The following is a 15,054-nucleotide window of genomic DNA, read 5'->3' on the forward strand; positions in this document are numbered from 1 at the left end:
GGGGGTAGTCGGCGAAGAGGTCGTCCAGGATCTGCTGGACCGTCTTGTCCTGGAAGACGAAGCTGTCGCGGCGCAGCTGGAGAGCGGCCACCCAGGGCGCCATCACCAAGCGGTAGCGGGCCAGGCCGCCGTCGCTGCCCAACTGAGCCGCCTCGGTCACGTAACCGTGCCAGGGCGTGTAGATGCCATCGGCCTGGCGCAAGCCCACGGTCATCTGCTCGCCGATCAGCGTCTTGAGCGGCAGGTAGGCGGAAGTGGAGACCGCGTCCAGGATCAGCTCGAAGCCCTGGCCCTCGGCTTCGCGCATGACCAGCCGGGTGGCCACCAGGTTCAGCGCCGGCAGCGCGGTGCGCAGCGTGATCAGCCGCTCGGTCTCTTCCAGCCAGGTGAAGGCACTGAGGGCATCGAGTTCAGAGGACAAAGCGGCAGAAGGCAGGGCAGCCATGGGGGCACCGGCGTTTGACGAAGCGACGAGTGTCGCCAGCCTGTACACCGTCACCATCCCCCGCCAGAGGGAGTCACCGTCGAAACACCCGCCGATGGCAAGATTTGGATACGGGTGTTACGCCGGCAACGACCTCAGCCTGCTCCGCCACCCAGCAGCGCCTGCAGCCCGGCCTCGTCCAACACGGTGATACCCAGTTCTCGGGCCTTGTCCAGCTTGCTGCCGGCCTCTTCGCCGGCCACCACATAGTTCGTCTTCTTCGAGACGGAGCCGGTCACCTTGCCGCCCGCGGCCTCGATCAGGGCCTTGGCCTCGTCCCGGCTGAGCGTGGGCAGCGTGCCGGTCAGCACCAGCACCTGGCCCAGCAGCGGGCGCGGTGCGTCGCTGGCCAGGCCGGCCTCGTCGGGCCAGTGCACACCGGCCGCGCGCAGCTGTTCCACCACCTCGCGGTGGTGCGGCTGGTCGAAGAAGTGGCGGATGCTCTCGGCCACCACCGGGCCCACGTCGTTCACCTCCAGCAGCTCCTCCACGCGAGCGTCCATCAGCCGGTCGATGTTGCCGAAGTGGCGCGCCAGGTCCTTCGCCGTGGCCTCGCCCACATGGCGGATGCCCAGGCTGAACAGGAAGCGGCCCAGCGTGGTCGTCTTGCTCTTCTCGATGGCGGCCAGCAGGTTCTGGGCGCTCTTGTCGCCCATGCGCTCCATCGTGGCCAGGGCGGTGAAGCCAAGCTTGTAGATGTCAGGGATGGCGCGCACGATGCCCGCGTCCACCAACTGGTCCACCAGCTTGTCGCCCAGGCCTTCCACGTCCATGGCGCGGCGGCTGGCAAAGTGCAGCAGGGCCTGCTTGCGCTGGGCCGGACAGGTCAGGCCGCCGGTGCAGCGCCAGTCCACCTCGCCCTCCTCGCGCTCGATGGGGCTGGCGCAGACGGGGCATTGGCCACCCAGGCGCTTGTAGAGGTCGAAGGGCTCTCCAGCGTCGGCCGGGCGCCTGTCCAGCACCACGCCCACCACCTCGGGGATGACATCGCCCGCACGGCGGACGATGACGGTGTCGCCCACCCGCACATCCTTGCGGCGGGTTTCGTCCTCGTTGTGCAGCGTGGCGTTGCTGACGGTGGTGCCGCCCACGAACACCGGCTCCAGCTTGGCCACCGGCGTGAGCTTGCCGGTGCGGCCCACCTGGATGTCGATGTCCAGCAGGCGCGTCATCTGCTCCTGCGCCGGGTACTTGTGGGCCACGGCCCAGCGCGGCTCGCGGGTGACGAAGCCCAGGCGCTCCTGCAAGGCCCGGTCGTTCACCTTGTAGACCACGCCGTCGATGTCAAACGGCAGGCTATCGCGCAGCGCCGCCATGCGCTCGTGAAAGGCCACCAGGCCCACCGCGCCCTGCACCACCGCGCGGTGCTCGCACACCGGCAGGCCCAGCGCGGCCACGGCGTCCAGCAGGCCGCTGTGGGTGGCGGGCACGTCCCAGCCCTGCACCTCGCCCAGGCCGTAGGCATAGAAGCTCAGCGGACGCTTGGCGGCAATCGCCGGGTCCAGCTGGCGCACCGCACCGGCGGCGGCGTTGCGCGGGTTCACGAAGGTCTTCTCGTTCTTGGCCCCGGCAGCGATCAGCGCGCGCTGCCGTTCGTTGAGCGCCTCGAAGTCGTCGCGCCGCATGAAGACCTCGCCGCGGATCTCCAGCACCGCCGGCGTGGCGCCGATCAGCCGCAGCGGGATCTGGCCGATGGTGCGGATGTTCTGGGTCACGTCCTCGCCGGTCTCGCCATCGCCCCGGGTGGCGGCCTGCACCAGCACGCCGTGCTCGTAGCGCAGGTTCATGGCCAGGCCGTCGAACTTCAGCTCGGCGGCGTACTCGATGGGCGGCGCATCCTCGGCCAAGGCCAACTCGCGCCGCACCCGGGCGTCGAAGGCTTCGGCCCCGCCGGCGGTGGTGTCGGTCTCGGTGCGGATGGACAGCATCGCCACGGCGTGGCGCACCGGAGTGAAGCCGTCCAGCACCCGACCCAGCACCCGCTGGGTGGGCGAATCGGCCGTGCGCAACTCGGGGTGAGCGACCTCCAGCGCCTGCAGTTCCTGGAACAGGCGGTCGTACTCCGCATCCGGGATGGAGGGCTCGTCCAGCACGTAATAGCGGTGGGCGTGGGCATTGAGCTCCGCCCGGAGCTGGGCAGCGCGTTGGAGGTTGGCGTCGGTGGGTGCCATCGGTGATCGGAGCGGGAAGATCTGGGTGCGTCAGGTACCGCTTGCGGCGCCCTCTGTCGAAGGCGAATTGTCGGCCAGAAGCCCTTGCTCGGTCAGTCGCAACCTCAGTTGCTGCACGGGTGAGGCCTCGGGCACGAGAGCTTCTCCTGCCCCCAGCCAGCGCAGAGCGCCCGCAGAGTCATCCGCGTTGAGCCGCCGCAGGCCCCGCGTCCCGCACAGATAGGCCCGGAAGTGCGTGTTGAGCCGCCTGCGACGGCGCACGATGTCCAGGGCGTCTGCGGGCTTGGCATGCAGACAGGCCTGCAGGATCGGCCCCATGGACTCGCGCCCGGTCAGCATCCTCATGGTGTCATGGCCGCAGTGACGCATGGGCACGAGTACGTTGTCGCCGGCCGGCAGCAGGCGCTCGACATGCCACCAGTCCAAGGCAAACCCGGGATCCACGAACAGGTAGGCTCGGCCAGCCCGGTCGCCAGCGCGCACCCCCATGCCCTTCATGGATGGTGTGAAGGCCCAGTCCTTGCGCTCGTCCCAGGGCGCCTCCTCGGGGTCGACCGACCACTGGGGTGAAAAGGCCAGCACCCGGTCCAGTCCCAAGGCCTTGCTGTGCTTGAGCGCGGCATAGGCTCCCATGCTGTAGCCGTAGCCCACCTTGAGCACATGACTCGCCATGGCTTCGCGGGCAGCGGCCAGAGCCTGGGGCCACTCGTCGCAGAGGTACCAGTGCGGGCGCTTGGAAACGATGCCCACGGCCGACATGCGCAGGTTGCATATCAACTCGTCGGCGTAGAAGCGATCCCCTTCGGTCTGAAACTTGCCCCAGTTGAAGCAGACGACGACCGCGCGGGACCGGGCTGGCTGCACCACGACCCGAAGGTCCTGCCCGTCGAAAACAATGCGGCGTGGTCCCGCGGCGGCTGGCGCCCCGCCCATCTTCAGCTGAACAGCCGTCGCGCCGCGGCGGTGCCGGCGGCCAGGTCGTGCTGCTCCAGCGCACGGTACAGCCGGCCCAGTTCCTGGCCGATGGTGGCGAAGGCGTGCAGCGTGATCACGGTGCCGCGGTCGTCCACCAGGGTGGCGTCCAGGTCGTCGGCCAGGCGGCGGGCGCATTCCTGCCACGCGGCAAAAGGCTCCCCCCCCTCGGGCGTCTGCGGCACGTCCAGGCTCAGGGACACCTCGCGCAGCGCGGCCTGGCCCGGGTCGTCGGACAGGGCCACCTGGGAATCGAAGGCCAGCACCAGCACCGGCGGTGCCCCCTCGTCGTTCGAAGGCAGCACCAGCCGGCCCGGCACCGCCCCCGGCACAAAGCCATGGCGGGCCGCGCACTGCTGCAGATAGCCCACCGACCAGGCCACCGAATTGGCCCGCAGCACCGCGCCCAGCTGGGCGTCATGCTGGCTGGCAAAGGCGTCCAGCTCACGGGCGCGGGCCACCACGTCCAGCATGTCGGGGAAGTCCACCGTGGCGCCCAGCGCATCGGCAAAGGGCTGGATCTTCTGCACGAACTCGGAGTACTCGATCTCGTTGACGGCGCCGCTGCGGTTGGCCATCTGCAGACCGGCCTGGAACTCGCCATAGCGTTGTCCCGGCCGTGGCACTTCCCATTCACCGCTGTCGGCGTTCAGCCCCTCGATCTGGAAGGATTTGCCGCCAGCGCGCCGGGTGGGCGGCAGGTGTTGCAGAGCCAGCTCGCCACTCACCGGCCCTTCGGGCGTGAGGGTGGCGATGGCGTCGATCAGGGCATCAATGCGGGTGCTGCGGCGGGTGGGTGCCGGCCGAACCACGGCGGGCTCGTCCAGGCTCGCCACCGGGTCGACCAAGGGCGACTCCTCGGCCCCGGCCATCCCCCCCTCGCCCAATGAGGGCTCCTGGCGTTCACCCGGCTCCGGCAGGGCCCGCGGCCCCGCCTTGCGGGCCGCCCAGGCGCCCTGCACCACCACCCCCAGCAGCACCACGCCAGCCAGGATGGCCAGCCCCACGGTCAATGTCATGCCGCCTCCATCATGTTGACGGCGGCATCCATGTCCACCGCGACGATGCGGGACACGCCTTGCTCTTGCATGGTCACCCCAATGAGCTGTTCGGCCATTTCCATGGCGATCTTGTTGTGCGAGATGAACAGGAACTGCGTGCCCTTGGTGGACATCTCGGCCACCAGGCGGGCGTAGCGTTCCGTGTTGGCGTCGTCCAGCGGCGCATCCACCTCATCGAGCAGACAGAACGGCGCCGGGTTCAGCATGAAGATGGCGAACACCAGCGCGATGGCGGTCAGGGCCTTCTCGCCACCCGACAGCAGGTGGATGGTCGAGTTCTTCTTGCCCGGCGGCTGGGCCATCACCTGCACGCCGGCATCCAGCACCTCGTCGCCGGTCATGATGAGCTTGGCCGTGCCACCGCCGAACAGGCTGGGGAACATGCGGCCAAAGCCCTCGTTGACCTGGTTGAAGGTGCTCATCAGCAGGTCGCGGGTTTCCAGGTCGATCTTGTGGATCGCGCCTTCCAGCGTGGTGATGGCGTCGGTCAGGTCGGCGTTCTGCGCGTCCAGGAAGGTCTTGCGCTCGCGCGCGGCGGCCAGTTCGTCCAGGGCGGCCAGGTTGACGGCGCCCAGGCTGGCGATCTCGCGGTTGATGCGGTCGATCTCGCCCTGCAGGCCGTAGAGCTTGACCTGCCCTTCCTCGATGGCGCGGGCCAGGGCCTCCAGGTCCACCTCGGCCGCGGTCAGCTGCTCCAGGTACTGCTGGCCACCCAGCGCAGCGGCCTGCTGCTCCAGCTGCAGCTTGGTGATGCGCTCGCGCAGCGGCTCCAGGCTGCGCTCGAAGCCCAGGCGCTGCTCGTCGGCCTGGCGCAGCTGGTGCGACAGCTCGTCGTAGCGGATGCGCGTTTCGGCCAGGGCCTCTTCCTTCTCGGCGCGGATGGCCAGGGCCTCCTGCAGGCCGGCCTGGGCGGCGGCGTCGTTGAAGCTCTCGAGCTCCAGCTGCAGCTGTTCGCCGCTGGCGGTGTTGGCATGGATCTGCTGCTGCGCGGTTTCGATGGCCCGCTGCAGCTCACCCCGGCGCGAGGCCAGCGCGCGGGCCTGGAACTGGGCCTCCTGGGCCTGGCGCTCCAGGGCGCGCAGTTGCTCGCGGGCGCCGGCCAGCTTGCGCTCGGCCTGGATCACCGCCTCTTCCAGCTCTGCATGGCGCTCCTGGGTGTTGGCCAGCTCCATGTCGAGTTCCTCGAAGCGGGCCTCGCCGGTGGCACGGCGCTCCGAGAGCTCGTCCATCTGGCCATCGATCTCGGCCAGTTCCTCTTCCAGCTGGCCGCGCCGGGTGTTGGCGGCCTCGGCCTGCTGGCTCAGCTGCACCCACTGCATCTGCAGCTGGTGCGCCTGGGACTGGGTGTCGCTGGCTTCGCGACGGGCCTGGGCCAGACGCTGGGCGGCCTCGGTGTAAGCCGCCTCCATGCGGACCAGCGCGGTGCGGGCCTCGTCCACCAGCAGGGCCTGCGCACGGGTGCCGCGGTCCAGGTTCTCGATCTCCTGGGCCCGGGCCAGCATGCCGGCCTGCTCGGAGTCTTCGGCGTAGAAGTTCACCGCGAACTGCGAGACCGCGTGGCCCTTCTGGGTCATCAGCAATTCGCCATGCTGCAGCTGAGCGCGGCGGGCCAGCGCGTCTTCCACGCTGGCAGCGGTGTAGACGCCGGCCAGCCAGTCGGTCAGCAGGGCCTTGAGACCCGCGTCCTCCACCCGCAGCAGGTCGGCCAGCGGGGCCAGGCCCGCGGTGCCGGCCGGCGGATGGACCGCCCCCGAGGCCGGCGGTGAGTAGAAGGCCAGCTTGGCCGGCGGTGCGTCCTGCTCGAAGGCCCGCACCGTCTCCAGCCGGCCCACGGACAGGGCGTTCAGGCGTTCGCGCAGCGCGGCTTCCAGCGCCACCTCCCAGCCCGGCTCGATGTGCACCTTGGTCCACAGGCCTTGCAGGCCTTCCAGCCCGTGCTTTGCCAGCCAGGGCTTGAGCTTGCCCTCGGTCTGCACCTTCTCCTGCAGGGTGCGCAGGGCCTCCAGACGGGCGGTCAGGTCGGCCTGCCTGGCGCCTTCGCGGTTGACCAGGGTCTGCTGGGTGCGTCGCTGCTCGTCCAGCGCGGGCACTTGCTCGCCCAGTTCGTGCAGCCGGGCCTCGGCCTCGGCCGCGGCCTCTTCGGCGATGGACAGTTCCTCGCGCAGGTGCTGCAGCTTGTCGGCGTCCGGCGCGGCCAGGCCCTGGCGCTCGCTGGCCAGGCGCTCGCGCCGGGCACGCAAGCCACGGCTCTGCTCGTCGATGTTGCGGCTTTCGGCGGCCAGCACCTGGATCTGCTGCTGCACCTGGGCCACCACCGTGCGCTGCTCGTTGGCGCGGGCCTGGGCGGCGCGCACGGCCTCCTCGTGCTGGGGCGAGGAACCGGCCTCTTCCTCGGCCTGGGCGGCCAGGATCTCGGCCTGTTCCTCGGCCGCGGCGATCTGCTCGGCGATGGTTTCTTGCTCGATCAGGGCCTCTTCGCGGCGCCGCTGCCACTGCTCGTTCTGGGCCTGCAGCTCGCCCAGGCGGGCCTGGGCCCGCTGGCGGCCTTCGACCACGTAGCGGATGCGCTCTTCCAGCCGGCTCACCTCCAGCGAGGCCTGGGCCAGGTCACCCTGCCGGGTGTGCAGCGCATCGGAGGCCTCGTAGTGGGCCTGGCGGATGGTCTCGAGCTGGGCCTCGACATGGCGCAGCTCGGCCATGCGCGACTCCAGCGCATTGGTGGCCTCCAGCATGGCCAGCTTGACCCGCTCTTCCTCGGTGGCCGCGTCGCGGTGCTTGAGGAACCAGAGCTGGTGCAGCTTGAGCGTGCCCTGCTCCTGCAGGCCGCGGTAACGGGTGGCCACCTCGGCCTGGTGTTCCAGCTTGTCGAGGTTGGCGTTGAGCTCGCGCAGGATGTCCTCGACCCGGGTCAGGTTCTCGCGCGTGTCCTTCAGCCGGTTCTCGGTCTCGCGGCGGCGCTCCTTGTACTTGGAGACACCGGCGGCCTCTTCCAGGAACAGGCGCAGCTCCTCGGGCCGCGACTCGATGATGCGGCTGATGGTGCCCTGGCCAATGATGGCGTAGGCCCGCGGGCCCAGGCCGGTGCCCAGGAACACGTCCTGCACGTCGCGCCGGCGCACCGCCTGGTTGTTGATGAAGTAGCTGCTGTTGCCGTCGCGGGTGAGCACGCGCTTGACGGCGATCTCGGCGTACTGGTTCCAGACGCCACCGGCCCGGCCGCTCTCGTTGTTGAACACCAGCTCGACGCTGGCGCGGCTGGCCGGCTTGCGGTTGCCCGAGCCGTTGAAGATCACGTCCTGCATGGATTCGCCACGCAGTTCGCTGGCCTTGGATTCGCCCAGCACCCAGCGGACCGCATCCATGATGTTGGACTTGCCGCAGCCATTGGGGCCCACCACGCCCACGCGCTGCCCAGGCAGCTGGAAGGTGGTGGGCTCGGCGAAGGACTTGAAGCCGGAAAGCTTGATCTGGTTGAGCCGCATGCAGTGGGGGAACGGCGCCGACCCTTCGGTGGATCAGGCCTCCTCGCTAACCTGTTGATTTATGTGTGTTTTTTGCCTGATTCCAGGCAAGGCAAGAGCGCAGCATGATACCATTGCGGCCTTCCCGTCCGGGCTGGTGCAGCAGCCCGAATCCCCTGTTCTGGGCCGCCCGGCCATCCGCCGGCACCGGCCCTGTTTGTTTTGCGCATAGCGCATGTGCTGCCATGGCCCGTACCCCTGCCGCCCCCAAGACGCCCGTGAAGACCCCCGTGAAGACGGCTCCGAAGACCGCCGCCCCGAAGGAACGCCCGATGCCGGTCAACCCGCCGAGCGCCCCTTCGAAGGAGCTGCACGTCTTCCCCAACCCGGCGCCCGAGCGTGACTACGTCATCCAGTTCCAGATCCCCGAGTTCACCTGCCACTGCCCGCTGACCGGCCAGCCGGACTTCGCCCACTTCGTCATCGACATGGTGGCCGACAAGCTGTGCGTCGAGCTCAAGAGCCTGAAGATGTACATGTGGAGCTTCCGCAACGAGGGCGCCTTCCACGAGAAGGTGACCAACGACATCCTCGGCAAGATCGTGGCCACCACGAACCCGCGCTACGCCCGCATCACCGCGCGCTGGTATGTGCGCGGCGGCATCTACACCAATGTGATCGCCGAGCACCGCAAGCGCGGCTGGAAGGGCGACGCCGTGGTGCCGACCCCTCAGCTGCCGCACGCCACCGGCCTCTGACGCCTTGCCCAAGCTCGCCCCGCGTGTCCCGTCGCCAACCGCTCACGCACCGGTCATCTTCGGGCCACCCGCGCCCGACCGGGAGGCGCTGCTGATGGGCTGTCTCGCCATCCGCCCGCCCTACCAGAAGTACGACGTGGCGGTGCGACGCAGCCCGATCGACGGCTTCGGCGTGTTCGCGCTGGAGCCGGTGCCGCGCTGGCAAAAGATCGGCGAGGTGCGGGGTGAATCGATCACCGTGGCCGAGGCGCGGCGACGCGCGGCCACGCTGGCGCGCATCATGATCGTCGAGGTCTCGCACAAGACAGCGGTGGACCTGGCCCGCTCCACCGACCCGATGCGCTTCACCAACCACAGCTGCCAGCCCAATGCACGGCTGAGCGTGGACGAGGGGCGCATCGAGTTCTATGCGCTGCGGGACATCGCCGTGGGCGAAGAGCTGACCGTGAACTACGGCGACACCCACCACGAAGGCCGGCTGGCCTGCCGCTGCGGCGCCCCGGGCTGCCTGGGCCGGCTCTGAGTCAGGCTGACGCCGGGCCGCCAGCGGGCGGCGCGGGGGCCAACCAGCGGTCCAGGGCCTTTTCCAGGGCCTGAACGTCGATGGGCTTGGCCAGGTGGGCGTTCATGCCCGCGGCCTGGCAACGCTCGCGGTCTTCCTCGTAGACATTGGCCGTCATGGCCAGGATGGGCGTGCGGACGTGCAGAGGCAGCGCGCGGATGCGCCGCGTGGCCTCCAGGCCGTCCATCAGCGGCATGTGCATGTCCATCAGGATCAGGTCGTAGGCCTGGCTCTGCGCACGCGCCACCGCCAGCACGCCATCGCTGGCGCAGTCCACCACCAGGCCATGCCGCACCAGCATGGCCTGCATGACCTCCAGGTTCACCGGGTTGTCGTCCACCACCAGCACGCGGTGGCCATCCCAGCGCACCGGCCCCGCAGCCGGCTGCGGCAGGGCCTCGGCCGGCGTGAACTCCTGCGGCGTCAGCAGCGGCACGACGATCCAGAAGCGGCTGCCCTCGCCCAGCTGGCTGGCCACGCCGATCTGCCCACCCATCAGCTGGCACAGCTGGCGGCTGATGGTCAGGCCCAGGCCCGTGCCGCCGAAGCGACGGGTGGTGGAGACGTCCGCCTGTTCAAACGCGTCGAACACCCGTGCCTGCTGCTCGGGCGACAGGCCAATGCCGGTGTCCCACACCTCGCAGCGCAGCCAGATCTGCTGGCCCTCACGACGCAGCATCTGCACCCGCAGGCCCACCTCGCCGACCGAGGTGAACTTGATTGCGTTGCCCAGGAAGTTCAGCAGGATCTGCCCCAGCCGCCGCTCGTCGCCGCGCAGGTAGGCGGGCAGCAGCGGGTCGATGTCGGTGCGCAGCTGCAGCTTCTTGTCGCGGGCGCTCTGCTCCACCATGACCATGGTCCGGTGCAGCAGATCGAACGGAGAGAAGGTGACGATCTCGAGCGAGAGCTTGCCGGCCTCGATGCGGGAGAGGTCCAGCACATCGTTGATCAGCCCCATCAGGTGGCTCGCGGCGGTGGTGACCTTGCCCAGGCGCTCGAGCTGGGCCGGGTCCGCCGTCGCATCGCGCATCAGGCCGGTCAGGCCGATGATGGCGTTCATCGGCGTGCGGATCTCGTGGCTCATGTTGGCCAGAAAGGCGCTCTTGGCCCGGCTGCTGGTTTCGGCCACCTCTTTGGCGGCGGCCAGTTCGGCGGTGCGCTCGCGCACCTCCAGCTCCAGGCGCTGGTTCAAGGTCTGCAGCTGCGATTCGCTGGTCCGCAGGGCCGTCTCGGCCAGCTTGCGTTGGGCCAGCTCATCGGACAGCGAGCGCAGGTTGGCCACCAGATGCTCGCGCATCAGGTTGAAGGCCCGGCTCAGCCGCTGCAGCTCGTCGGTGCCCTGCACCGGCATCTGGCGGGCCAGCTCGCCGCCGGCCACGGCTTCGGCGTTGCGGCTGAGCTCGTCCACCGGCCGGGCCATCCGGTCGGCGATGGTCCAGGCCGCCCCCAGGGCCAGCACGGTGAGCACGCCCATGAAGATCAGCCAGTCCTGCTCGCGCGAGCGGGCCAACTGCTCGTAGCGGCCCCAGTCCTCGTAGGCCAGCACCCGCAGGTCCGTGCCGGCCACCGGTTCGATGGCGCCACGCAGGCGAGCGCCCTGCCAGGACACGTTGACATGCTTGGCGCTGGTGCGCGTCAGATCGGCCGGCAGGGGGTCCCCGTTCTGGATCTCGGGGTCGGTCCAGGCCCGCACCGCGCCGTTGCCGTCGAACACCAGCCCCTGCATGGCCGGCTGGTCGGCCAGGGCCTCGGACAGGGACTGTCCCAACAGCCCCTCTTCCAGCCGCATCCGCAGCAGCCCCACCACCTTGCCCTCGGCCCGGATGGGGGCCAGCACGAACAGCACACCGCGGCCATCTTCGGGCGAATGCATCGGACCCACGACCGAAGGGTAGGTTCGCGTGGCCGCCTGGCGGTAGTAGGCCTCCGACGCTTCGATGCGGCCGATGCGCTGGGCCTGGGTGTCGGCAATGTCGATGCCTGCGGCATCGAGCACGCCCACCGAGGTCGTGTTCACCGGCTCGCGCAGGCTCACCATGTTGACGACCTTGTTGAGCCACAGCGGGTCGCGCTTTTCCGGGTACTGCACGGCCTCGGCCAAGCCCGGGATGGCGGCGTCGGCGCGGATGTTGTCCTGCAGACGGAACAGCCGCTGGCTCAGGCCCCGAGCCGCCTCCTGCCCCAGGCCACTGAGGACCTGATCCTGGCTGCCCTGGATCTGCTGGACGTCGCGTCGCAGCTGCAGACCGGACACCACGCCCAGCGGCAACACCGCCACGCCAAACAACATGGCGGCCACGAACAGGCGGGTCCTCATGGCAGCAGGTCTCCGTCCAGCAGGTCCGTGGCGATCAGCGGCCGCGCCACCGAACCCTTGTCGACGAAATAGTCGCTGTAGCGCTGCACGATGGGCGCCAGGCCAGGCCCCTTGCCGTCGCTCCCAATCATCAGTTGCCGGTTGCGGGCCAGGTCGACCAGCCGCAGCCCCTGCAGGGAGATGCGGTCCGGCTCCATGTTCACCCGACGGGCCAGCAGCTTGCGCGCTTCGTCCGGGTGGGCCAGCCACCAGTCCACGGCCTGGAACCAGAAGCGCAGAAAGTACTTGAGCAGACGTTCGCGGCGCTGGATGGTGGCATTGGTGGCCACCAGCACGTCGGAAACCAGGCTGGGCGTCTCCAGGCTGGTGAAGAGCCGCTGCGCCCCGCCGGCCACTGCGCGGGTGGCATAGGGATCCCAGGTGTGTCCCACGTCCAGCTTGGCGGCCCCGAGCAAGGCGGGCACCTCGGCCGCATCGGCGTTGACCCAGGACCACTGGGCCGACTCCAGGTGGTGGCGTCGGATGAATTCCTGCAGGAAGACCTCGCCGAAGCCGCCCAGGTTGGTGCCGATGGTGTAGTGACCATCGGGGCGCAGCTTCAGCCCAGGCCGGGCCAGCACCATGTCGCCACCGGCGGATTCGTCGGTGATGGTGATGACCTTCACCGACAGGTGGCCGCGCGTGATGGTGATCAGGTCCCCCAGCGAAGCCCCCATCACGTCGTAACGGCCGGCCGTGAAATCGGCCAGCATCTTGTCGGTGTCACCCGGGTAGAAGACCTTGAGCTGGATGCCCTCGGGCGACAGCCAGCCCAATTCGTCGGCCAGCACGCCAGGCAGGTAGCCCGGCCACAGGTCGATGGCCAGGCGCAAGGTCTCGGTGGCCTGCGGGGCTTCGGGCGAACGGCCACAAGCCACCAGCCCCCCCGCCAAGACCGGAAGGGCCGCCGCATGCAGCAGCTGGCGCCGCCTCATCGCCTTGCCCCTGCTCGCCACATGCTCAGTGCTCTCGACGCCAATCGTTCTGCCGGATCATGAACCGGCCCCCAACATACCCCAGCCGGCACACGCCTGTCTGACGTAACCGGGTGGGTCCGGTCGATGCTACAAGATTTGTTGCAAATTCGGACTTGCCGTTTCACGCAGGCGACATCCCGACCGCTCGCCGATAATTCGCGCCCATGAACCCGCTGCTCGGCCGGCTGCACGCCTACCCCTTCGAACGCCTGCGCGCCCTCACGCGCGACATCACCCCCAACCCGGCCCTGCGGCCCATCAGCCTGGGCATTGGCGAACCCAAGCACCCGGCCCCGCCCTTGGTGGAAGAGGCCCTGTGCGCCCACCTGGCCGGCCTGTCCAGCTACCCCGCCACCGCCGGTGAGCCGGCCCTGCGCGAGGCGATTGCCGGCTGGGTGCAACGCCGCTATGGCGTGGCGCTGGACGCCGCCGCCCAGGTGCTGCCGGTCAATGGCTCGCGCGAGGCCCTGTTCTCGCTGGCCCAGACGGTGCTGGACCCGAGCGAGCGCGACGCGGTGGTCGTCTGCCCCAATCCGTTCTATCAAATCTACGAAGGTGCGGCCCTGCTGGGTGGCGCCAACACCGCCTTCGCCAACAGCGACCCGGCCCGCAACTTCGCCTGCGACTGGTCGCAGATCGACGAGGCCACCTGGGCCCGCACCCGCCTGGTCTTCGCCTGCTCGCCCGGCAACCCCACCGGCGCGGTGATGCCGCTGGAGGAATGGCAGCGCCTGTTCGAGCTGAGTGACCGGCATGGTTTCGTGATCGCCAGCGATGAGTGCTATTCGGAGATCTATTTCCGTTCTGAAGCCCCGCTGGGCGCCCTGCAGGCCGCCAAGGCACTGGGCCGCGACGATTTCCGCAACCTGGTGGTGCTCTCCAGCCTGTCCAAGCGCTCCAACGTGCCGGGCATGCGCTCGGGTTTCGTGGCCGGCGACACCCGCATCCTGAAAGCCTTTCTGCTCTACCGCACCTACCACGGCAGCGCGATGAGCAAGACGGTGCAGATGGCCAGCATCGCGGCCTGGAACGACGAGGCGCATGTGGAGGCCAATCGGGCGCTCTACCGCCAAAAGTTCGAGCGCGTCACCCCCATGCTGGCCGAGGTGCTGGACGTGAAGCTGCCCGACGCCGGCTTCTACCTCTGGGCCGCCGTGCCCGGGGGCGACGACATTGCCTTCAGCCTGGGCTTGCTCGCTCAATACAATGTCGCCGTGCTGCCCGGCAGCCTGCTGGCCCGTGAGGCCCATGGCGTGAACCCCGGCGCCGGCCGCATCCGCATGGCCCTGGTGGCCGAAATCGACGAGTGCATGGAAGCCGCCCAACGCATCGTCGCCTACACCCGCTCCCTCTGACCTTCCCTCCCCGCCCTGTCATGACGCAACAACTGCAGAACACCATCGAAACCGCCTGGGACCAGCGCGCCGAACTGAGCACCACCCAGGCCCCGGCCGACGTGCGCGAGGCGGTGGCCCATGTGATCGCCGAACTCGACGCCGGCCGTCTGCGCGTGGCCGAGCGCCAGGCCGTGGGCCAATGGCAGGTCAACCAATGGATCAAGAAGGCGGTGCTGCTGTCCTTCCGCCTGAACGACAACCGCGTGATGCGCGCGGGCGAGCTGGCTTTCTTCGACAAGGTGGACACCAAGTTCGGCGCCATGGACGACGCCACCCTGGCTGCCACCGGCGTGCGCGTGGTGCCGCCGGCCATGGCCCGCCGCGGCAGCTTCGTGGCCAAGGGCGCCATCCTGATGCCCAGCTACGTGAACATCGGCGCCTACGTGGACGAAGGCACCATGGTGGACACCTGGGCCACCGTCGGCTCCTGCGCCCAGGTGGGCAAGAACGTGCACCTGTCGGGCGGCGTCGGCCTGGGCGGCGTGCTGGAACCCCTGCAGGCCAACCCGACCATCATCGAGGACAACTGCTTCATCGGCGCCCGCTCCGAGGTGGTCGAAGGCGTGATCGTCGAAGAGAACTCGGTGATCGGCATGGGCGTGTACATCGGCCAGAGCACCCCGCTGTTCAATCGCGAGACCGGCGAGATCAGCTACGGCCGCGTGCCCAGCGGCTCGGTGGTGGTCAGCGGCAACCTGCCCAAGACGACCGCCTCCGGCCAGGCCTACAGCATGTACGCGGCCATCATCGTCAAGCGCGTGGACGCCCAGACCCGCTCCAAGACCAGCATCAACGACCTGCTGCGCGGCTGACACGGCACGCTCACCAGCGGCCCCCTTCGCCCCTTTTTCCACC

11 protein-coding genes are annotated in these 15,054 nt (G+C 69.2%); 4 read left to right on the plus strand and 7 right to left on the minus strand.

All coding sequences use genetic code 11. The annotated features are described in order from the left end of the window. From M0L44_RS20695 to smc, 5 genes are all read right to left on the minus strand, one after another. On the minus strand, positions 1-445 hold a 445-nt coding region (locus tag M0L44_RS20695), incomplete at its 3' end, for a contractile injection system protein, VgrG/Pvc8 family (protein WP_252772080.1). Positions 446-579: 134 nt separating this feature from the next. Further along, positions 580-2,655 carry an NAD-dependent DNA ligase LigA gene (ligA, locus tag M0L44_RS20700; protein WP_252772081.1) on the minus strand — a complete coding sequence of 692 codons (2,076 nt, stop codon included), beginning with the start codon at positions 2,653-2,655 and terminating at the stop codon, positions 580-582. 30 nt (positions 2,656-2,685) lie between these two features. Further along, entirely contained in the window at positions 2,686-3,522 is an 837-nt protein-coding gene (locus M0L44_RS20705) for a hypothetical protein (RefSeq protein ID WP_252772082.1), read from the minus strand. Positions 3,523-3,590: 68 nt separating this feature from the next. Continuing rightward, complete coding sequence (locus tag M0L44_RS20710) at positions 3,591-4,646, minus strand: cell division protein ZipA C-terminal FtsZ-binding domain-containing protein (protein WP_252772083.1); 1,056 nt, start codon at positions 4,644-4,646, stop codon at positions 3,591-3,593. Beyond that, positions 4,643-8,170: a chromosome segregation protein SMC gene (gene smc, locus M0L44_RS20715; protein WP_252772084.1), complete on the minus strand. Its 3,528-nt coding sequence runs from the start codon at positions 8,168-8,170 to the stop codon at positions 4,643-4,645. Before smc ends, M0L44_RS20710 begins: the two co-directional genes overlap by 4 nt. A gap of 311 nt (positions 8,171-8,481) precedes the next feature. Between smc and queF the strand changes: the two genes are divergently transcribed. Both queF and M0L44_RS20725 read left to right on the plus strand, forming a co-directional pair. Continuing rightward, a complete protein-coding gene (gene queF / locus M0L44_RS20720) occupies positions 8,482-8,907 on the plus strand; it encodes a preQ(1) synthase (RefSeq protein ID WP_252772130.1) in 426 nt (141 codons plus the stop codon). A gap of 94 nt (positions 8,908-9,001) precedes the next feature. Continuing rightward, positions 9,002-9,430 carry an SET domain-containing protein gene (locus M0L44_RS20725; protein ID WP_252772085.1) on the plus strand — a complete coding sequence of 143 codons (429 nt, stop codon included), beginning with the start codon at positions 9,002-9,004 and terminating at the stop codon, positions 9,428-9,430. A gap of 1 nt (position 9,431) precedes the next feature. Here the strand turns inward: M0L44_RS20725 and M0L44_RS20730 are convergent, their stop codons facing one another. After that, complete coding sequence (locus M0L44_RS20730) at positions 9,432-11,786, minus strand: hybrid sensor histidine kinase/response regulator (RefSeq protein WP_252772086.1); 2,355 nt, start codon at positions 11,784-11,786, stop codon at positions 9,432-9,434. After that, positions 11,783-12,760, minus strand: coding sequence for an ABC transporter substrate-binding protein (locus M0L44_RS20735; protein ID WP_252772087.1), 978 nt, complete (start codon positions 12,758-12,760; stop codon positions 11,783-11,785). The genes M0L44_RS20730 and M0L44_RS20735 overlap by 4 nt, the downstream gene beginning before the upstream one ends. 206 nt (positions 12,761-12,966) lie before the next feature. On the opposite strand from M0L44_RS20735, the gene dapC reads away from it, so the two are divergent. Beyond that, positions 12,967-14,157: a succinyldiaminopimelate transaminase gene (gene dapC / locus M0L44_RS20740; RefSeq protein ID WP_252772088.1), complete on the plus strand. Its 1,191-nt coding sequence runs from the start codon at positions 12,967-12,969 to the stop codon at positions 14,155-14,157. Between the two features lie 20 nt (positions 14,158-14,177). Beyond that, positions 14,178-15,011, plus strand: a complete 834-nt coding sequence (gene dapD / locus M0L44_RS20745) for a 2,3,4,5-tetrahydropyridine-2,6-dicarboxylate N-succinyltransferase (RefSeq protein ID WP_252772089.1) — start codon at positions 14,178-14,180, stop codon at positions 15,009-15,011. The last annotated feature ends 43 nt before the right edge of the window (positions 15,012-15,054 follow it).

The sequence above is a fragment of the Ideonella oryzae genome, from assembly GCF_024055665.1.
Taxonomy (GTDB): Bacteria; Pseudomonadota; Gammaproteobacteria; order Burkholderiales; family Burkholderiaceae_C; genus Ideonella; species Ideonella oryzae.